16 protein-coding genes and 2 tRNA genes are annotated in these 18855 nt (G+C 67.3%); 10 read left to right on the forward strand and 8 right to left on the reverse strand.

Going from position 1 to position 18855, the window contains the following annotated elements:
• Nucleotides 1-94: 94 nt before the first annotated feature.
• On the reverse strand, nt 95-757 hold the full coding sequence (locus ACOQOP_RS06325; protein ID WP_420565479.1) for a class I SAM-dependent methyltransferase: 663 nt from the start codon (nt 755-757) through the stop codon (nt 95-97).
• A gap of 209 nt (nt 758-966) precedes the next feature.
• Between ACOQOP_RS06325 and ACOQOP_RS06330 the strand changes: the two genes are divergently transcribed.
• The 3 genes from ACOQOP_RS06330 to ACOQOP_RS06340 all read left to right on the forward strand — a co-directional run bounded on the left by ACOQOP_RS06330 (nt 967) and on the right by ACOQOP_RS06340 (nt 1523).
• Nucleotides 967-1043, forward strand: a tRNA-Pro gene (locus tag ACOQOP_RS06330).
• A gap of 44 nt (nt 1044-1087) precedes the next feature.
• Nucleotides 1088-1411: an ETC complex I subunit gene (locus ACOQOP_RS06335; protein WP_420565480.1), complete on the forward strand. Its 324-nt coding sequence runs from the start codon at nt 1088-1090 to the stop codon at nt 1409-1411.
• A gap of 35 nt (nt 1412-1446) precedes the next feature.
• A tRNA-Arg gene (locus ACOQOP_RS06340) sits at nt 1447-1523 on the forward strand.
• A gap of 34 nt (nt 1524-1557) precedes the next feature.
• Here the strand turns inward: ACOQOP_RS06340 and ACOQOP_RS06345 are convergent.
• The 3 genes from ACOQOP_RS06345 to ACOQOP_RS06355 all read right to left on the reverse strand — a co-directional run bounded on the left by ACOQOP_RS06345 (nt 1558) and on the right by ACOQOP_RS06355 (nt 4622).
• A complete protein-coding gene (locus ACOQOP_RS06345; protein WP_420565481.1) occupies nt 1558-2202 on the reverse strand; it encodes a class I SAM-dependent DNA methyltransferase in 645 nt (214 codons plus the stop codon).
• 98 nt (nt 2203-2300) lie between these two features.
• Entirely contained in the window at nt 2301-3494 is a 1194-nt protein-coding gene (locus ACOQOP_RS06350; RefSeq protein WP_420565482.1) for a glycine cleavage T C-terminal barrel domain-containing protein, read from the reverse strand.
• A gap of 288 nt (nt 3495-3782) precedes the next feature.
• Entirely contained in the window at nt 3783-4622 is an 840-nt protein-coding gene (locus tag ACOQOP_RS06355; RefSeq protein WP_420565483.1) for a DMT family transporter, read from the reverse strand.
• Between the two features lie 324 nt (nt 4623-4946).
• Here ACOQOP_RS06355 and ACOQOP_RS06360 point away from each other — a divergent pair, with 324 nt between their 5' ends.
• Both ACOQOP_RS06360 and ACOQOP_RS06365 read left to right on the forward strand, forming a co-directional pair.
• Nucleotides 4947-6836 (forward strand): ATP-binding cassette domain-containing protein, encoded by a 1890-nt coding sequence (locus ACOQOP_RS06360; protein ID WP_420565484.1) that lies wholly within the window; start codon nt 4947-4949, stop codon nt 6834-6836.
• Nucleotides 6837-6861: 25 nt separating this feature from the next.
• Nucleotides 6862-8460, forward strand: a complete 1599-nt coding sequence (locus ACOQOP_RS06365) for a rhodanese-like domain-containing protein (RefSeq protein WP_420565485.1) — start codon at nt 6862-6864, stop codon at nt 8458-8460.
• 13 nt (nt 8461-8473) lie between these two features.
• Here the strand turns inward: ACOQOP_RS06365 and ACOQOP_RS06370 are convergent, their stop codons facing one another.
• Nucleotides 8474-9577, reverse strand: coding sequence for an HD-GYP domain-containing protein (locus ACOQOP_RS06370; protein WP_420565486.1), 1104 nt, complete (start codon nt 9575-9577; stop codon nt 8474-8476).
• Nucleotides 9578-9706: 129 nt separating this feature from the next.
• A complete protein-coding gene (gene metC, locus ACOQOP_RS06375) occupies nt 9707-10927 on the reverse strand; it encodes a cystathionine beta-lyase (protein WP_420565487.1) in 1221 nt (406 codons plus the stop codon).
• A gap of 351 nt (nt 10928-11278) precedes the next feature.
• Between metC and ACOQOP_RS06380 the strand changes: the two genes are divergently transcribed.
• The 5 genes from ACOQOP_RS06380 to ACOQOP_RS06400 all read left to right on the forward strand — a co-directional run bounded on the left by ACOQOP_RS06380 (nt 11279) and on the right by ACOQOP_RS06400 (nt 16978).
• A complete protein-coding gene (locus tag ACOQOP_RS06380) occupies nt 11279-12319 on the forward strand; it encodes an amino acid ABC transporter substrate-binding protein (protein ID WP_420565488.1) in 1041 nt (346 codons plus the stop codon).
• Between the two features lie 88 nt (nt 12320-12407).
• Nucleotides 12408-13604 (forward strand): amino acid ABC transporter permease, encoded by a 1197-nt coding sequence (locus ACOQOP_RS06385; protein ID WP_420565489.1) that lies wholly within the window; start codon nt 12408-12410, stop codon nt 13602-13604.
• Nucleotides 13605-13606: 2 nt separating this feature from the next.
• Nucleotides 13607-14956 carry an amino acid ABC transporter permease gene (locus tag ACOQOP_RS06390; protein WP_420565490.1) on the forward strand — a complete coding sequence of 450 codons (1350 nt, stop codon included), beginning with the start codon at nt 13607-13609 and terminating at the stop codon, nt 14954-14956.
• A gap of 35 nt (nt 14957-14991) precedes the next feature.
• A complete protein-coding gene (locus ACOQOP_RS06395) occupies nt 14992-15786 on the forward strand; it encodes an amino acid ABC transporter ATP-binding protein (protein WP_420565491.1) in 795 nt (264 codons plus the stop codon).
• 130 nt (nt 15787-15916) lie between these two features.
• On the forward strand, nt 15917-16978 hold the full coding sequence (locus ACOQOP_RS06400; protein WP_420565492.1) for an SDR family oxidoreductase: 1062 nt from the start codon (nt 15917-15919) through the stop codon (nt 16976-16978).
• Here ACOQOP_RS06400 and ACOQOP_RS06405 read toward each other — a convergent pair.
• Both ACOQOP_RS06405 and sseA read right to left on the reverse strand, forming a co-directional pair.
• Nucleotides 16943-17986, reverse strand: a complete 1044-nt coding sequence (locus ACOQOP_RS06405) for a GNAT family acetyltransferase (protein WP_420565493.1) — start codon at nt 17984-17986, stop codon at nt 16943-16945. The two genes, ACOQOP_RS06400 and ACOQOP_RS06405, sit on opposite strands and share 36 nt — an antisense overlap.
• Nucleotides 17986-18843, reverse strand: a complete 858-nt coding sequence (gene sseA, locus ACOQOP_RS06410) for a 3-mercaptopyruvate sulfurtransferase (protein ID WP_420565494.1) — start codon at nt 18841-18843, stop codon at nt 17986-17988. Before sseA ends, ACOQOP_RS06405 begins: the two co-directional genes overlap by 1 nt.
• Nucleotides 18844-18855: the final 12 nt, after the last annotated feature.

The raw sequence follows: 18855 nt of genomic DNA on the forward strand, positions 1-18855 counted from the left end.
AAACCACCTCACACCCTGAGCAGCCCCGGACTAAGTCCGGGGCGTGTCGAAGGGCGAAGGGCGCGAGAGGAACGATCAGGCGAGGACACCCAACTCACCGCTTGCGCACCATGGTGAGCCCGTCGCCGATGCCCAGCATGGCCATCGACACCCGCTCGTCCTCGCGGATCTTGGCGTTCAGGGCGCGGATGACGCTCGTGCTCTCGCTCTGGTCCTCTTCATCGACCACGGCCCCGGACCAGAGCACGTTATCGACCAGAACCAGGCCGCCGCGCCGCACCAGGACCAGGGCCATTTCGTAATAGGCGTCGTAGTTCGGCTTGTCGGCGTCGATGAACATCAGGTCGATGCTGCCGGCCTCGCCGCCGTCGATCATCGCCTGCAGGGTCTGGGTCGCCGGCGCGAGGCGCAGGTCGATGCGGTCCGCCACCCCGGCCTCTTCCCAGAACGGCCGGCCGATCCGGGTGAATTCGTCGCTCACGTCGCAGCAGATCAGCGAACCGCCCTCGGGCAGGGCCAGCGCCATGCGCAGGGCCGAATAGCCGGTGAAGGTGCCGACCTCCACCGCCTTCCTCACCCCGAGCAGCTCGACCAGGAAGGCCATCATGTTGCCCTGGTCGGCGGAGATCTGCATGCCGGCGGTGGGCATCTCGGCGGTGGCGGCGCGCAGGCGGGCGCCGATCTCGGGTTCGCGGCCGCCGACATTGGCCAGATAGGCGTAAAGGGTCTCGTCGAAGGTCAGGGAACGGTTGGCCATGGGTCTCTCGCTGCAGCAAGCCGGGACGGGAGGCGCAGGGTGTATGAGCGGCGCGGCCCCGGCAAGCCACGGCGCACGGCAGCCCGGAAACGCGCGACCGGGCGGCGGGTTCTTCTGCGGGCCGACGGTCCGGATCCGGCGGATGGGACGACTCTCGGCTTGCGATGCCGGGGTTGTGCGGATATCCATCTGCCAGGGATGTCGGGGCACGGGGTGTAGCGCAGCCTGGTAGCGCATCTGCTTTGGGAGCAGAGGGCCGGCGGTTCGAATCCGTCCACCCCGACCACGACATGGGATACACTCGCCGCCACGGCGTTGGACGGCGACAGAGTGAGGAGCGGCCTTGCGATGATGGTGCGGATCTACAAGCCGGCGAAGACGGCCATGCAGTCGGGCCGGGCCAAGACCAAGGCCTGGATGCTGGAATACCGGGCCGAGTCCCGCCGCATCCCCGAACCGCTCATGGGCTGGGTCTCGGCCGGCGATACCACGAACCAGGTCCGCATCCCGTTCGACAGCAAGGACGAGGCCATCGCCTTCGCCCGCAAGCACGGCTTCGCCTTCGTGGTGCAGGAGCCGCGCGAGCGGGTTCTGAAGCCCAAGGCCTATGCCGACAATTTCGCGTTCAACCGCCGCAGCAACTGGACGCACTGACGCCTGCCAGCCGCCGCTTTGTGTGGCGCATTTGGGCGCCCATAGCTCAACTGGATAGAGCATCCGCCTTCTAAGCGGACGGTTGCAGGTTCGAGTCCTGCTGGGCGCGCCAACCTTTCTCCGTCCGCTCAGGCCCGGCCGCCGTGCTACCGCGCGGCGACGATGCCGTATCGGATCTGGATCTTGGTGCCGAAGTCCGGATTACCCGGGATGTAGGGCATCGGGCCGGTGACCTCCAGCCGCGTCAGGCTGCCTTCCGCCTCCAGGGCCCCCAGGCTGCCCTCGAAATCGCGGCTGTCCCAGAAATCCTGGCGGCAGGTGAACACGGCCACGCCGCCCGGGCGCAGCACCCGCATCCATTCCCGCAGCAGCGGTCCCTGATCCACATAGGTCAGCACGCCGACGCAGAGAATGCCGTCGATGCTCTGGGCCTCCAGCGGCAGCGGACCGTTCAGGTCGACCGGCTGCAGGTCGGCATAGATGCCCTTCTCACGGGCGACGTCGAGGCTGGCCTGGGACATGTCGAACCCGACCAGCGGCCCCGCGAACCCTGCCTCCCGCAGCGCCACGCCGGTCATGCCGGTGCCGCAGCCGCAGTCGAGCACCCGTGCGGCGGCCGTGTCGTCCAGGTGCTTGGCGAGGAAGGCGGCGGCGCGGTCTGGCGCCTCGTAGCCCCAGGCGGCCAGTTCCCGGTCATAGTCGCTGGCCCAGGCGTCATAGGTGACGGCATTGGTGCTGCCGTCCATGGAAACCTGGCCGTCGCTGCGCAGAATCTTGTCGTAATCGGTCACGATCGCTTCCCGTCGGGTCTGGTGGATCTCGGGTCGGGTGAGCGCTCCAGCCTAGCGCCCCCCGTCTCGATGTCGACCCCTGCAACCCGGCGGGCGGCTCAGACCGCGGGCGCGACCCCGCGGGCGAGGGCCTTGGTGGCGTCCACGAAAGGCATCGCCACGACGGTCGCCGCCCGCGGCCCGTCCGGCGTGTCGACGATGGCCCCGGTGCCGATCGCGTCGTCGCCGACCGGCGCGTAGCCCATGGCGATGTTGCGGTGCAGGCGCGGCGAATAGATCGCGCTGGTGACGAGGCCGGGCTTGCCCTCGGCCCCGAACCGGGCAACCCAGCGGTCCACATTGGCGGGGATCGGATCGCCCAGGATCTCGATGCCGACCAGCCGACGCGATACGCCCTCGTTGGCGATCCGGCGCAGGGCGTCCTTGCCGATGAAGTCCGCCGTGATGTCCAGGTTGACCAGCCGGTCCAGGCCGAGTTCGAACGGGTTGTTCTGCGCCGTCATGTCGGCGCCGTAGGACAGCAGCCCGGCCTCGATCCGCCGGATCGCGCTCGGCCCGGACGGGGCGACGCCCAGATCGGCGCCCAGTTCGAACAGCCGTTCCCACAGCGCGTCGCCATAGCGGCCGTCGCGCAGGAAGATCTCGTAGCCGAACTCGCCGGACCAGCCGGTGCGGGCGACCACGACCGGGACGCCGTCCAGTTCGGTCTCCACGAAGCGGAAGTATTTCAGCCCGTCGATCCAGTCGCCGAAGACCCGCCTCATCAGGGTGCCGGATTTGGGCCCCTGGATCTGCAGCGGCGAGACGTCCGGCTCGGTGACCGTCACGTCCCAGTTCCCCGCCCGGGCCAGCGCCTTGACCCAGAGCAGCAGGTCGCCATCGGCCACCGACAGCCAGAACTGCCGGTCGCTCAGCTTCAGCAGGACCGGGTCGTTCAGCACGCCGCCGTCATGGTCGCAGATCAGGACGTATTTCGCCTGGCCGGCGGTCATCGTCGACAGGTCGCGCGGGGTGAGATGCTGGACGAAGCTGGCTGCATCCGGTCCCGCGATCTCCACCTGTCGCTCGCCGGCGACATCCCACACGGTCACGTCGCGGACCAGCGACCAGTAGTCGGCCTCGCCCCGGTAGGAGACCGGCATGTACATGTGGTTGTAGATCGTGAAGGTGCTGGCCCCCCAGCGCCGGGTCGCGGCGAAGTAGGGCGAGGTGCGCACCCGCGGGCCGAACACCAGGGTCGGGTCCGTCGGGGCGGCGGTGGTCGCGGGGGTGAGGTCGAATTCCGGGCTCACAATGGCCTCCTGCGTCTGCGTGTCGAGGGGCCGGTCGGTGCCGAAGCGCTTTAGCTTTTGTTGACCCGGAGCAAGCTGCCCCTCAAATCACCGGGGGTCCGTCGGGGAGGACCAGGCCCATGCCGTTCATGTGGCGATAAAAAAATCCGCCCTCAAGAGCCGATGCGGCCGGGCGGATGGATCGATCCGTTTAGCCGCATTTGTTAAGCGCCCGCAAGCAGATGCAAATCGGCGCTGGGACGGAAAATGCGGCCGGCTCCGGTCCGCGTCAAGTGGATTCGGAACCCGCTAATGGCGGCGGCGCGCCACCGTCTCTCGGTGCCAGATATAGAGTCCGCTGGCCACCACCAGGGCGGCGCCGGCGAGCGTCCACACGCCCGGCACGTCGCCCCAGACGAGCAGGCCCAGCACGAGCGCCCAGAGCAGGCTCGTATACTTGAAGGGCCCGACCAGCCCGACCTCGCCGAGCCGCAGACTCTCGATCATCAGCCCCTGGGCGACGGCGACCAGGATCGAGGTGACCAGGAACAGCCCCATTTCCGCCGCGGTCGGCATCACCCAGCCGAAGGGCAGGGTCAGGAGACCGGCGAAGGCGACGATGCTGGTGGAGACGATCAGCACCATCAGGGTCGACTCTCCGCCGGTGCCGAGCTTGCGGGTGACGATGTCGCGCAGGGCACCGACGAAGGCCGCGACGATGGGGATCAGGGCGACGATTCGGAACATCTCCGGCGTGGGCCGCACCATGACCACGACGCCGACGAAGCCGATCGCGACGGCGCTCCAGCGCCGCCATCCGACGGGCTCGCCCAGGATGAGGGCCGCAAGCGCGGTGGCGAAGATCGGGCCGGCGAAGGAGATCGCGATGGCGTCGGCGATCGGCAGCAGCCAGAGCGAGGTCACGAACAGGAAGGTGGACACCGCCATCAGCCCGCCCCGCGTCAGGTGCAGCGACCAGTTCTTTACCCGCAACGCGGAGCCGCGGCCGGAGAGGACCGCCCACGCGTACACCATCGCCACGACGAGGATGCCGCGCATCGCCAGGACCTGGCCGACCGGATAGCGCTCGGTCAGCCATTTGGCGATGGCGTCGTTGACCGTGAGGATGCCGGCGGCGGCAACCATCATCAGGATCGCCTTGGCGGCGTTTGCGGAACCGGAACTTGGCAGGGCGGGAGAAACCATTCGTCCAGTCATACGCCCGGGGAACGGGGGAGGGAAGGTGTGGCGGGCCGATCCTCATACTCCGTCGTCATCCCGGCGAGCTCCGGGCTCGACCCGGAGATCGGCCGGGACCCAGCTAGTTGCGTCGGAACCGGGTCCCGGCCCGCCCCCGGATTAATCCCGGATTAAATCCGGGACGGGGCCGTCCGGGATGACGAGGATTGTTTGGAGAAAACAACACGGGTTCACGCTTGGCCGGTTCGGCTCCGTGGTGCTATCACCGCGCCCATGCTGTCGATCCGCAACATCACCGTCCGCGTCGCCGGGCGCGTCCTGCTCGAGGACGCCACCGCCACCATTCCGCCGGGTCACCGGGTGGGTCTCGTCGGCCGCAACGGGACCGGCAAGTCCACCCTGCTGAAGGTCATCGTCGGCGACCTGCAGACCGACCTGGGCTCGGTCAGCCTCACCGGGCCGTTCGCGCTGCAGAACGCCATCGGCTGGGTGCGCCAGGAGGCACCGGGCGGCACCGAGACTCCCATCGAACACGTGCTGGCCGCCGACAAGGAGCGCGCCGCCCTGCTGGACGAGGCGGAGACCGCGACCGATCCGAACCGGATAGCCGAGATCCAGACCCGGCTGGTCGATATCGACGCCCATGCGGCCCCCGCCCGGGCGGCACGGATCCTCGCCGGTCTCGGCTTCACCGAGGAGATGCAGCAGCGGCCGCTGTCGGAATATTCGGGCGGCTGGCGGATGCGCGTGGCGCTCGCCGGCGTGCTGTTCCAGGAGCCGGAACTGCTGCTGCTCGACGAGCCGACCAACCACTTGGACCTGGAGACCACGGTCTGGCTGGAGCAGCACCTCAAGGCCTATCCCAAGACGCTGATTGTCGTCAGCCACGACCGCGATCTGCTGAACGCGGTGCCGACGACGATCCTGCATGTCGAGCGGCAGACCCTGACCCAGTACACCGGCAACTACGACACCTTCGAGCGGATGCGCGAGGAGCGGTTGGCGCAGATCGAGGCGGAGCGCACCAAGCAGGAGGCGCAGCGCAAGCATCTCCAGTCCTTCGTCGACCGGTTCCGCGCCAAGGCGTCGAAGGCCCGCCAGGCCCAGAGCCGGATCAAGATGCTGGAGAAGATGGAGGTGATCCCGGCGGCGGTGGCCGACCCGGAAACCCGCTTCCGCTTCCCCGAACCGGAGGAGCTGGCGCCGCCGCTGCTGGCCATCGACAAGGCCTCCATCGCCTACGAGCCGGGCAAGCCGATCCTGCGCAACCTCGACCTGCGCCTGGACCCGGACGACCGCATCGGCCTGCTCGGCGCCAACGGCAACGGCAAGACGACGCTCGCCCGCTTCATCGCCGGCGAGCTGCAGGCCGCCAGCGGCGAGATCCACCGGGCCGCCAAGCTGCGGGTCGGCTATGTCGCCCAGCACCATGCCGACGAGCTGGACCCGAACGACACGGCGGTGGACCACCTGACGCGGCGCCTGAAGGGGCAGGCGGTGGACCGGGTGCGCGCCCGTCTCGGCTCGGTTGGCCTGACCCAGGACAAGCAGACCACCCGGGTCGGTGCGCTGTCCGGTGGGGAGAAGGCGCGGCTGTCCCTGGCGCTGGTCATGGCGGACGACCCGCATGTTCTGGTGCTCGACGAGCCGACCAACCACCTGGACATCGACGCCCGCATCGCCCTGGTGCAGGCGATGAACGACTTCTCCGGCGCGGTGATCCTGATCAGCCACGACCGGCGGCTGATGGAGCTGACCGTCGACCGGCTCTGGCTGGTCGCCGACGGCACCGTCTCGCGCTTCGAAGGCGATCTCGCCGCCTATCGCGACCGTATCCGCGACGATCGGCGCAACGAGAAGGGCCGGGACCGGGACACCGGCGAGAAGGTCAACAAGAAGGACCAGCGCCGCCAGAACGCCGAAAGCCGTCGCCAGACCGCCGAGCTGCGCAAGGCGGCCAAGGACGCCGAGAAGGCGCTGGAGAAGCTGGTGCAGCAGCGCGAGTCCCTGGTCGCGAAACTGGGTGATCCCTCGACATATGACGGGTCGACCGCGGAGCTGCAGAAGCTTATCCAGAAGAAGGCGGAGCTGGACGCCGCCATCGAGAAGGCCGAGGAACACTGGCTGGCAACCGCCGAGGCGCTGGAATCGACCGCAGCCTGAACGGGCGGACCAAGGAGGGAACAACATGGCCAAGACGATCGACGCCGCGAGCCTAAAGGCTGCCCTGGACGGCGACGGGGAGATCGCGCTGATCGACGTGCGCGAGCAGGCGGCCTACGGCGCCTCCCACCCGATCCTGGCGGCCAACATCCCGCTGGGCCAGCTCGAGCTGCGGGTGGGCGAGCAGATCCCGCGCCGCTCCACCCCGATCGTCGTGGAGGATGCGGGCGAGGGGCTCGCGCAGCGCGCCGCCGCCCTGCTGGAGGGCTTCGGCTATACCGACGTCGCCGTCCTGGAGGGCGGCACCAAGGCCTGGGCCGATGCCGGCTTCGAGCTGTTCAGCGGCATGTATGTGCCGTCCAAGGCCTTCGGCGAGTTCGTCGAGCACGCCTACGACACCCCGTCCGTGTCCGCCGACGAGCTGAAGGCGATGATGGAGTCCGGCGAGAAGCTGGTGGTCCTGGACAGCCGACCGATGGATGAATACCGGGTGATGAACATCCCGACCGGCATCGACGTGCCGGGCGCCGAGCTCGTCTACCGCGTGGGCCAGGTTGCCCCCGATGCCGACACCACCGTGGTGGTGAACTGTGCCGGCCGCACCCGCTCGATCATCGGCGCCCAGTCGCTGATCAATGCCGGCATTCCCAACAAGGTCGTCGCCCTGCGCAACGGCACCATGGGCTGGCACCTGTCGGGCTACCAGCTCGAGCACGGCAACAGCCGTACCGCGCCGGACCCCGCCGACGAGACCCTGGCCAAGGCGGTGGCCCAGGCGGAGGCCTGCGCGAAGCGCTTCGGGGTGAAGACCGTCGACGCCGACACGCTGGACACCTGGCGGGAGGAGCGCGACACCCGCACCCTGGCGATCCTGGATGTGCGCACCATCGAGGAGTTCGAGGCCCGGCGGATCGCCGACAGCCGCCACGCACCCGGCGGCCAGCTCGTCCAGGCGACCGACAGCTATCTTCCGGTGCGCAACGCCCGGGTCGTCCTGGTCGACGACCGCAAGGTCCGCGCGCTGATGACGGCGAGCTGGCTGGTGCAGCTCGGCTGGCAGGACGTCCATGTGCTGACCTCGTCGCTCGACAGCCAGCGCACCGTTCATGGCCGCTACACGCCGCAGGTGCTTGGGATGGAGCGCCTGAAAGGCGTGAAGACGGTGCCGGCCGCCGCGGCCCGCTCGCTGGCCGAGGCCGGGGCGGTGATCCTCGACCTCGCCAAGGCCCTGGACTACCGCGACGCCCATCCGGAAGGGGCCTGGTGGGCCGGCCGGGTGGCGATCCCGGACAATCTGTCCAAGATCCCGGCCGACAAGACCATCGTGCTGACCTCGCCGGACGGCATGCTGGCCCGCTTCGCCGCCGCCGATCTCGCCGGCATGGGCCGCGACGTGGTGGTGATCGAGGGCGGCACGGCGGCCTGGAAGGTCGCCGGCCTGCCGATGCAGAGCGGCATGACCGCCGTGCTCTCGGAACCGGACGACAGCTACCTGCGGCCCTACGATCGCACCAACAAGGCCGAGATTGAGAAGGCGATGAACGACTACCTGACCTGGGAAGTCGCGCTGGTCGAGCAGATCAAGAAGGCCGGCGGTATCAGCTTCAGGCATTACCCGGCCTGACCGGCCCGGCCGCTCAGGGAGCCGAGCGCACCAGCGGGTCCTCGGCCAGGCTGGTGTCGGTCACCAGCTCCCGGAACCGGCGGTAGAGCCGCGGCTCCAGGTGCGGGCCGGCCATGGTGTCCATGATGGCGAAGGCCCGGTCCCGCTCCATCGGCTCCTTGTAGTCGCGCCGGTCGGTGAGGGCGGAGAACACGTCGACCACCGCCGTGCACAGGGACATCTCGTGAATCTGGCCCCGGGTCTGGCCGTCTGGATAGCCGGTGCCGTCCAGCTTCTCGTGATGGTGCCGCACGGCCGCGATCAGGTCCGGCAGGTCGCGGTACCCCTCGTTGACGAGTTGGGCGCCGTAGACCGGATGCAGGCTCATCTCCTGGCGTTCCCGGTCGGTCAGCGCCCCCGGTTTCGCGAGGATCGACAGCGGCACCTGCATCTTCCCCAGATCGTGCAGCAGCCCGGTCTCGGCCATCAGCCGGAGCTGGTCCGGCGGTACCCCGATCGCCCGGCCGAAGGAGGCCATCAGGATCCCGACCCGCAGGCTGTGGGCAAAGGTGCTGTCGTGGTGGCCGCGGAGCTGGTGCAGCATCGGCGCCACGCTCGGATCGCCGGCGAGGTCGACCACACTGGCGGCCGCGCTGGCGACCAGCTTGCGGCCCTCCACGTCGATTCCGCCCGACGCGGTGATACCCTCCAATTGGGTGAAGAGCTGGCGGCCGCTCTGCATCACCCGGGCGGCCGGCCTGGAGATGTCGCTGAGCGCCTCGTCCTCGTTCGCGGTGCCGTAGATCCGCCAGAACCGGCTCAGGAACTCGCCGGGCTCCAGGGAGCCGGTGATCGCGTCGTCGATGATCCCTTCCTCGATCAGCCGGCCGACCTCCAGGGTCAGTTTCGGCGCCACCATGATCAGCGACTGTTGCCCGCCCGCCCGCATCGTGTTGGCCTGCTGCGCCAGCCAGATCCCGTCGCCGCCGACCAGCTGATTCTCGATCACCACGCAGTTCGGCCGCGTCTCGAAGGCGTTGGACGCGTTGGGATCGTTCGCCGTCACCGTGATGGCGAAGGTCTGCCTCAGGGTGTTGAGCACGGCGGCATAGCGCGCCGGGCGACCGGTGCAGAACACCAGCCGCGGTCTGCGGGGCGCGATGGGAGGCCGTGTGGGCAAGAAGGCACCTCGATCAATCTGTTCCGGCCGGACGCCCGGGCCGAGCACCATACCTGATATCGCCTTCAGGCGCGGTTAACGGGATCTTCACCCCGCCGCGGCGGCCACCGCCCGCAAGCGATCGAGCCCGGCCTCTACATCGGCGATCAGATCCCCCGGATCCTCCAGCCCCGTATAGAACCGGACGATCGGGCCTTCATAGGGCCATGTGGTCGCGCTGCGCTCCAGCGTGATGTCGGTCGGCTTCACCAGGCTCTCGAATCCGCCCCAGCTCGCCCCCATGCCGAACAGCGCGAGACCGTCGTAGAACGCGGCCAGCGCCTGGTCCGGCACCGGCTTGAACACGGCGGAGAACAGGCCGCTGCAGCCGGTGAAGTCGCGCTTCCACAGGGCGTGGTCGGGGTGGCTCTCCAGGGCAGGGTGCAGGACGCAGTCGATCTCGGGCCGCCCCTCCAGCCAGCGGGCCAGCGCGAGACCGGTCTCGCCGGTCTGTCGCAGCCGCAGCTCCATGGTGCGCAGGCCGCGGGCCGCCAGGTACAGGTCGTCCGGCGCCACGTAATGGCCGTGCAGCCGGACGGTGGAGCGCACCTGCTCGCTGTATTCGCGGGTGCTGGCGATCAGCCCCATGATCACGTCGGAATGCCCGCCGATATACTTGGTCACCGCCTCGTTCACGATGTCGACGCCGAGCGAGAAGGGGTCGCAGAACAGCGGCGTGCCCCAGGTATTGTCCATCATCACCACCGCCCCGGCCTTATGGGCGACCTCGGCGATGGCCGGGATGTCCTGGAGCTCGAAGGTCTGGGAGCCTGGGCTCTCGGTATAGACGCAGGCGGTATTCGGCCGCATCAGTTCGGCGATTCCGGCGCCGATGCGGGGATCGTAATAGGTCGTCTCGACACCGTACCTGGCCAGCACCTGCTCGCAGAATTTGCGGGTCGGGAAATAGGCGGTGTCGGTCATCAGCAGGTGGTCGCCGGCCTTGAGCACGGCCAGCAGCCCGGCGGTGATCGCCGACAGGCCGGAGGAGGTCATGACCACGTCGCCGGCCTTGTAGATCTCACAGAGTGCGGCCTCCAGGCGGTAGGTCGTCGGCGTGCCGCTGACGCCGTAGGTGACCGGCGCGTCGACGCCCTCCGGGTAGTTCGGCGGCGGGGCGGCGCGCACCTGGCGCCAGGCCGCCAGGCTCGGAGCGAGGACCGTCGAGGCGTGGAAGACCGGAGTATTCACAACTCCTTTGAACTCGTGGGGCGTCCTCCCGGCGTGAATCAACCGGGTGCGGGTCTTGTGCTGGCGGTCGTCGGCCATCGTTTCCTCGAATGCGTTATCGCGGGTGTTCGGGAGCAGGACAGGACAGTCTTCGTTGAAGTGCAGTCTCGGTTCGTCTCGCGTCGGGGACAAGAGCACTCGCGCCTGGACCTGGAAAGCTTGCTTTTCAGGTAAACGCCATGTTGGAATGATCACGTTCCGGGCGGCTTGCATCCTTTGACGGCAACCGAACGGCAATTGCACGTCTTTTGGGCAATTGTCTGGCGTGTCGGGGGGCAAAAAGTCGCGGAATTCGGTCAATGCCGTCCTGGCAAGGTCTTTGCGAAGACCGGGGTCCGGGATCGCAACGGTCGATCCAGTTACAACGATAACCTGGGTGGGTTTCACATCATGAAGAAGGTCAGCCTTTTGGCTCTGGGCGCGGGGTTCCTGGCAAGCCTCGCGTTTACTCCCGAGCCGGTCCTGGCACAGGACAGCACGCTGGAGATCGTCAAGAACCGCGGCATTCTGCGCTGCCAGGTCGGTACTCCGGCACCGGGCTTCTACGCGCTGTCCGATGACGGCAAGTGGTCCGGTTTCGACGTCGAGAACTGCCGCGCGGTTTCCGCGGCGATCTTCGGCGACCCCGACAAGATCGAGTACCAGTCGGTGACCTCCGCCGTCCGGTTCACCGCGATGGCGAACGGCGAGTCCGACATGCTGTCGCGCACCACCACGTGGACCCTGTTCCGCGACACCCAGCTCGGCCTGGATTTCACCACGGTGAACTTCTATGACGGCCAGGGCTTCATGGTCACCAACGACCTCGGCGTGAACAGCTCCATGGAGCTGGCGGGTGCGACGGTTTGCGTGCTGACCGGCACCACCACCGAACTGAACCTGACCGACTACAGCCGGACCAACAACCTGGATATCCAGCCGGTCGTGTTCGAGGACAGCAACGTCCGCGACAGCACCTTCTTCTCGGGCGGCTGCGACGCCATCACCAACGACAAGTCGAGCCTCGCCTCGACCCGCGCCAAGGCGCCGGACCAGTCGATCTTCACCATCCTGCCGGAGACCATCTCGAAGGAGCCGCTGGGCCCCGTCGTTCGTCAGAACGACAGCCAGTGGAACGACATCGTGATGTGGTCCCTGTTCGCCATGATCAACGCCGAGGAGCTGGGCCTGAATTCCGGCAACGTCGACGAGATGAAGGCCAACAGCGCCAATCCGGAAGTCAAGCGCATGCTTGGCGTCGAGGGCGACCTGAACAAGGGTCTCGGCCTGGAGCCGGAGTGGGCCTACAACATCGTCAAGATGGTGGGCAACTTCGCGGAGATCTATGAGGAGCACATGGGTCCGAAGACCGTCATGAACATCCCGCGGGCCGGGTCGGTCAACGACCTGTGGACCAAGGGCGGTCTGATGTACTCCCCGCCGTTCCGGTGATCGTCTGATTGCTTCGGTGCCCGGTCGAACCCTCGGCCGGGCACCGTTTGCTTTCGTTTGAAAATTTATCGGTTCGGAGGGCTTGGCGATGGCCGTGGTCGAAAAGGCTGGCCCACGCAGGGGCGGGCGATCCTTAACTGAGATCGTCAACGACGAAAGATATCGCTCCATCTTCTACCAGGTGATCGTCGCGATCGCCGTGATCTGGACGGCGAACTATCTGATCACCAACACGGCCGAGAATCTGCAGGCTCGCGGCATGTCCGCCGGTTTCGGATTTCTTGGATCGACTGCGGGCTTCTCGATCGCGTGGTCGATCATCGACTACCAGCCCGGCGACACCTATTTCGACGTCTTTCTGGTCGGCATCGCCAACACGCTGATCGTCTCATTCTTCGCCATCATCGCCACGACGCTGTTCGGCTTCATCGTCGGCGTCATGCGGCTGTCCAGCAACTTCGTCATCGCCAAGCTGGCCTCGGCCTATGTCGAGGTGATGCGGAACGTCCCGCTGCTGCTGCACATCCTGTTCTGGTTCACCCTATCGGCTGCCCTGCCGCGGCCCAATGACAGCCTGGGCTTCGCGGATATGTTCTTCCTGAACAACCGCGGCCTCTACGTCCCGGCCCCCGTACCCGGCGACGGTTTCATGATGGTCGTCGTCATGGCGGTGATCGGCATCGTCGTCGCCTATGCGGTCGCCGTCTGGGCGGCGAAGCGGCAGATGGCGACGGGCGAACGCTTCCCGGCCCTCTGGGTCGGCCTCGCTCTTGTCCTGGGTCTGCCGCTCGTCACCTTCGTGGCCCTCGGTGCGCCGCTGAGCTTCGACTATCCGGCACTGAAGGGCTTCAACTTCCAGGGCGGCACCGATGTGCCCCGGGCCTTCTGCGCCCTGCTGTTCGCCCTCGTGCTGTACCACACGGTCTTCATGGCCGAAGCGGTACGCGCCGGCATCCTGTCGGTGAGCCACGGCCAGACCGAGGCGTCGTATTCCCTCGGGCTGAAGCCGAGCTGGACGCTGCGCCTCGTCGTCATCCCGCAGGCCATGCGCGCGGTCGTGCCGCCGATGATCAGCAACTGGATGAACGTGGTGAAGAACTCGTCCCTGGCCATCGCCATCGGCTATCCGGACCTCGTCGCGGTCTTCATGCAGACCTCGCTGAACCAGTCCGGCCACGCCATCGAGATCGTCGCCATGGTGATGCTGTTCTACATGACCGTCAGCCTGACCATCTCGGCGGCGCTGAACTACTACAACAAACTCGTTCAGATTAAGGAGCGGTGACCATGACGGATGCGACCCAATCCGACACCGCCTTCCGACCGAAACCGAGCCTGCCGCCGCCCGCGAACACGGTCGGCGTCATCGGCTGGCTGCGGAAGAACCTGTTCGGCGGCCCCGTCGACACGATCCTGACCCTGCTGGGCATCTACGTCCTGTACCTGATCGTCGAGTTCGCCATCGAATACGGCATCCTCAACGCGGTCTGGACGGCGGAGACCTACCGCGAGTGCCTGGACATCAACCTGGGCGAAGGGGCCTGCTGGGCGGGCATCAGCGTCTGGTTCAACAGCATGATGTACGGCCGCTACCCCGACGAGGAGCAGTGGCGCGTCAATCTCGGCGGCATCGTCCTCCTGCTCTGGCTGATCCCGTTCTGGCTGCCCAAGGTGACCGGCAAGATCCAGGTCGGCATGTCCGCCGTCCTGACCTTCCCGTTCCTCGCCGCCTCGCTGTTCATCGGCGGTGAGACCGGCATCTTCCTGAACGTGATGGCGGCCATCGCCCTGACCCTGTTCGTGGCGGTCTGGCTGCACGTCGCCCTCTGCTATCTGCTGGGCCGCTCGCTGCCGGAGGTGCTGATCTCGATCACCGGCTTCGCCGACAAGGACGACCGGCTGCACAAATACGTGCTGCTCGGTGCCTTCGCGGTCGGCTTCGTGATCGCCTTCATCTACCACATGACCTGGGACCTTGTCGAAGTGCCGACCACGATCTGGGGCGGCCTGTTCCTCACCCTGGTGATCTCGGGCATCGGTATCGCCTCGGCCCTGCCGAACGGCATCCTCCTGGCCCTCGGCCGGCGCTCGAAGATGCCGGTCATCCGGGTGTTCTGCACCGCGTTCATCGAGCTGTTCCGCTCGGTGCCGTTGATCACCATCCTGTTCATGGCCGTGACCATGATGCCGCTGTTCCTGCCGGTTGAGTTCAACCCGCCGAAACTGGCGATGGTCATCGTGGCGGTCTGCATCTTCGCCGCCGCCTACATGGCGGAGACGGTGCGCGGCGGCCTTCAGGCGGTGAACAAGGGGCAGTACGAGGCGGCCCAGGCCATGGGCCTGAGCTTCTGGAAGATGATGGCCCTGATCGTGATGCCGCAGGCCCTGAAGCTGATGATCCCGAACATCGTCGGCAGCTTCATGGGCCTGATGAAGGACACCACCCTGGTCTCCATCATCGGCCTCTACGACATCCTGCTGATGGGCAAGGCCGCGGGCCAGAACCCGTCCTGGCTGGGCTTCCACACGGAGCCGCTGCTGTTCACGGCGGCGATCTTCTTCGTGCTCTGCTTCGCCATGTCGAAATACAGCCAGCATCTCGAACGGACGATCGGCGGCGGCTACGGCCGGCGGTGACGGACCGATAACGAACGAGAACAGGGAATCGAACAATGAGCCTCGACACTCAACTCCCCGACGACGGTGTCCACGTCGCCTCCGCCATCTCCGACGAGGTGGTCATCGAACTGGCCTCGGTGAACAAGTGGTATGGCGAGTTCCACGTCCTCAAGGACATCAACCTGTCGGTCAACAAGGGCGAGCGGATCGTGATCTGCGGCCCGTCCGGCTCGGGCAAATCGACGATGATCCGCTGCATCAACCGCCTGGAGGAACACCAGGCGGGCGACATCATCGTCAACGGCACCGAGATGGGGAACAACCTGAAGAACATCGACGCCATCCGGCGCGACGTCGGCATGGTGTTCCAGCAGTTCAACCTGTTCCCGCATCTCACGGTGCTGGAGAACTGCACGCTGGCGCCGGTATGGGTGAAGAACATGCCCAAGGCCGAGGCCGAGAAGATCGCCATGCAGTACCTGGAACGGGTGAAGATCCCGGAACAGGCGGCCAAGTATCCGGGCCAGCTCTCCGGCGGTCAGCAGCAGCGCGTGGCCATCGCGCGCTCGCTGTGCATGAGCCCGACGATCATGCTGTTCGACGAGCCGACCTCGGCCCTCGATCCGGAGATGATTTCCGAGGTGCTGGACGTTATGGTCGGCCTCGCAGAGACCGGCATGACCATGTTGGTGGTCACTCACGAGATGGGCTTCGCCAAGCGCGTGGCCGACCGGGTGATCTTCATGGACCAGGGCGAGATCGTGGAGCAGAACACCCCGGACGAGTTCTTCAACAATCCGAAGTCGGACCGCACCAAGCTGTTCCTGAGCCAGATCCTGGCACACTGAGCGCCCAGGCAGCGGAATGAGACGACCAAACCCGCGGGGGGCGGGGGAGGTCCTAGGGGGCGTACCGGTTCACCGGTGCGCCCCCTAACTGTTCGGGCTACAAGAAACAAAAGACCAACGGGAGGACGAGATGGCGAAGGAGACGGGCGTCGCCCTGATCGCCGGGGTTTCGGGCATTGTCGGGCGTGGCATCGCCACCCGGCTGCTGGGCGAGGGGTGGCGGGTGATCGGCCTGTCCCGCACACCGCCGAAGCCGGGCATCGAAGGGCTGGAACATGTGCCGGCCGATCTGACCGATGCCGGGGCCATGCGCTCCGCCCTGTCCGAGGCTGGAGTCCGGGTCACCCACATCTTCTATGCCGGCCGCGCACCCGACCCTGATCCGGCGGTCGAGGCCGCGCGCAACACGGCGATGTTGGTGAATACGGTGGATGCCGCCATGGCTGCGGGTGCGCCGCTCGCCCATGTGCACGCGGTGCATGGGACCAAATGGTATGGCAGCCATGTGGGGCCGTTCCGGACGCCGGCGGCGGAGGACGATCCGCGCTGCCCGGTGCCGAACTTCTATTTCGACCAGCAGGACTGGCTGGAGGCGGAGGCACCCAAGCGCGGTTTCACCTGGTCGACCACGCGGCCGCACCTGCTGATCGGCTTCTCGCTCGGCTATCCCCACAACATCCTGAGCGTGGTGGCCGTGCATGCGGTGCTGTGCCGGGAGCAGGGGCGCAAGCTGACCTTCCCGGGCGCCCAGGGGCATTTCGACCGGGTGTCCCAGGTCACCGATATCGACCTGCTGGTGGATGCCATGCAGTGGTGCGCGACGGAGCCCGCCGCCGCCAACCAGGCTTTCAACATCGTCAATGCCGACTATTTCCGCTGGAAGGACGTCTGGCCGGACATCGCCGGCTTCTTCGGACTGGAGCCCGGCGGGGTGCAGCCGGAGAGCCTGACCGAGGCGTTCCGCGCCGCCGAGGTATCCTGGCGGACGATGGCGGCGCGGGAGGGGCTGAGCGAGCCGGAGATCGGCCGGATCGCCAGCGGACCCTATGGCGACGCGACCTTCTCGGCTACCTGGGACGACATGTCGTCCACCGTGAAGATCCGCCGGGCCGGCTTCGACCGGGTGTACGCCTCCCGCGAGAGCCTGCTCGGCGCCCTAGCGGCGTATCGGCGTCACCGTGTCATCCCCTAGGGCGGTGACCGTGTCCGACGGGCTCGGCCGCCGCTGCGGCAGGGGCAGCCCGGCGAGACGCGGATCCGGCAGGGTCTCCACATACTGGTCGAACGGCACGAATCCGGCTTTCTGGTAAGTGCCGATCGCCCTGGGGTGGTCCAGGTCGCAGGTATGCACCCATAGCCGCGTCGTCGGTCCGGTCCAGGCAATATCGACCATGGTGTCGAGCAGGTAGCGACCCACGCCCCGGCCGATGAACTCCGGCAGCAGCCCGAAATAGGCCAGTTCCACGTTGCCGTCGTCAGAACGCCGGTCGATTTCCCCATACCCGGCCGGCGCGCCGTCCACATACAGCACGTAGACCTCCACCTTCGGATCGGTGATGTGCCCGGCGAGCTCGGCATCGTCCATCAGCCGGCGCGAGACCCAGGTCCAGTCGCCGCCGACCGAGTTGTAGAGATAGCGGTAGAACGAGACCGTCGGCGGCTCCGCTCGGATCAGGGCGGTGCGCACGCTGGACGGCGGGTGCGGGGAGGGCCGGGTCGGCCGGTTCAGCATCTCCAGGGAGGTGACCACCGTCTCCACGGTGCCGAGACCGATCGCCGGTGCCCCGGCCATCGTCTTGCTCATCACCACCCGGGGCTCCTCGTTCCAGCCGAGCTTGGCGTAGAAGTCGCGCACCTGGACGTTGGTGTCGCGGATCAGCAGTTCGGCCTTGGGCACGCCCCGGGCCTTCATCCAGGCTTCGGCCGCCTCCATGACCTGACGGCCCATGCTGGCGCGGCGTCGGCCCGGATCGACCGCCACGTAGTAGACCCAGCCCCGATGGCCGTCATAGCCGACCATGCAGGAGGCCACGATCTTGCCCAGCACGTCGGCGACCAGCACGTCGGCATCGGGCGCGCGGCGGGCGGACTCGATGTCGCGGCGCGGATCGTTATGCGGCACAAGCAGGCCGCAGCGCTCCCAAAGGTCGACGACGCCGTCGATGTCGCCGTTCGCGACCGGCCGAAATGTCAGGCTCATCAGGCGTCGGCCGGCCCGGTCTCGACGGGCGTGTCCTGGCGCGAGCCCCAGTCGGACCAGGACCCGTCATAGACCGCCATGCCCGGATGGCCGAGCCTGTGGGCGTTCAGCGCAATCATGCAGGCGGTCACGCCGGACCCGCAGGACGAGATCGTCGGCTTGGACGGATCGATGCCCGCGGCCGCGAACTTCGCCGCCACGGCATTGGTGTCCAGCGCGGTCTTGGTCTCCTTGTTCACCAGCTCTGTGACCGGCAGCGAGCGCGAGCCCGGGATATGGCCCGACCGCATGCCGGGACGCGGCTCCGGCTCCTCGCCGGTGAAGCGGCCGGCCGGCCGGGCGTCGACGATCTGCATGTCGCCGGCCTTCACCGCCGCCAGCACGTCCTCGCGCGACTTCACCAGTTCCGGGCGCAGGGTCGCCTTGAAGTCGGTCGCCGGGCGGGCCTTCGCCGGACCGGTCTCCATCGGCCGGCCCTCGGCCTGCCATTTCGGCATGCCGCCGTCGAGAACCGCCACCTTGTCGTGGCCGAACAGCCGGAACATCCACCAGGTCCGCGCCGAGGACTGGAGCCCGTAGACGTCATAGGCGACGACCAGGGTGTCGGCGTCGATGCCGAGCGCGCTCGCCGCCTTGGCGAAGGCGTCGGCACTCGGGATCATGTGGGGCAGGGGATCGTCCGGATCGCAGACCTTGTCGATGTCGAAGCGCTGGGCGCCCGGGATGTGCCCGTCCGGAAACTCCGCATCGGCGTCGCGCTTGGCGGTCGGCAGGTGATAGGTGCCGTCCAGGATGACCACCTTGGGATCGTTCAGATGCTCGGCCAGCCAGTCAGTGGTGACGAGTGCGTCGGTCATGGTCGTGCGTCC

It is taken from the genome of Thalassobaculum sp. (genome assembly GCF_965223715.1).
In the GTDB taxonomy this organism is placed as follows: domain Bacteria; phylum Pseudomonadota; class Alphaproteobacteria; order Thalassobaculales; family Thalassobaculaceae; genus Thalassobaculum.

Bases quoted from the DNA above. Each gene is read 5' to 3' on its own strand.
- ACOQOP_RS06400 (WP_420565492.1), top strand. From the start codon at position 15,917: ATGGCGAAGGAGACGGGCGTCGCCCTGATCGCCGGGGTTTCGGGCATT.
- sseA (WP_420565494.1), bottom strand. From the start codon at position 18,843: ATGACCGACGCACTCGTCACCACTGACTGGCTGGCCGAGCATCTGAAC.
- ACOQOP_RS06355 (WP_420565483.1), bottom strand. From the start codon at position 4,622: ATGATGGTTGCCGCCGCCGGCATCCTCACGGTCAACGACGCCATCGCC.
- ACOQOP_RS06325 (WP_420565479.1), bottom strand. From the start codon at position 757: ATGGCCAACCGTTCCCTGACCTTCGACGAGACCCTTTACGCCTATCTG.
- metC (WP_420565487.1), bottom strand. From the start codon at position 10,927: ATGGCCGACGACCGCCAGCACAAGACCCGCACCCGGTTGATTCACGCC.
- ACOQOP_RS06395 (WP_420565491.1), top strand. From the start codon at position 14,992: ATGAGCCTCGACACTCAACTCCCCGACGACGGTGTCCACGTCGCCTCC.
- ACOQOP_RS06365 (WP_420565485.1), top strand. From the start codon at position 6,862: ATGGCCAAGACGATCGACGCCGCGAGCCTAAAGGCTGCCCTGGACGGC.
- ACOQOP_RS06385 (WP_420565489.1), top strand. From the start codon at position 12,408: ATGGCCGTGGTCGAAAAGGCTGGCCCACGCAGGGGCGGGCGATCCTTA.
- ACOQOP_RS06380 (WP_420565488.1), top strand. From the start codon at position 11,279: ATGAAGAAGGTCAGCCTTTTGGCTCTGGGCGCGGGGTTCCTGGCAAGC.
- ACOQOP_RS06405 (WP_420565493.1), bottom strand. From the start codon at position 17,986: ATGAGCCTGACATTTCGGCCGGTCGCGAACGGCGACATCGACGGCGTC.
- ACOQOP_RS06360 (WP_420565484.1), top strand. From the start codon at position 4,947: ATGCTGTCGATCCGCAACATCACCGTCCGCGTCGCCGGGCGCGTCCTG.
- ACOQOP_RS06390 (WP_420565490.1), top strand. From the start codon at position 13,607: ATGACGGATGCGACCCAATCCGACACCGCCTTCCGACCGAAACCGAGC.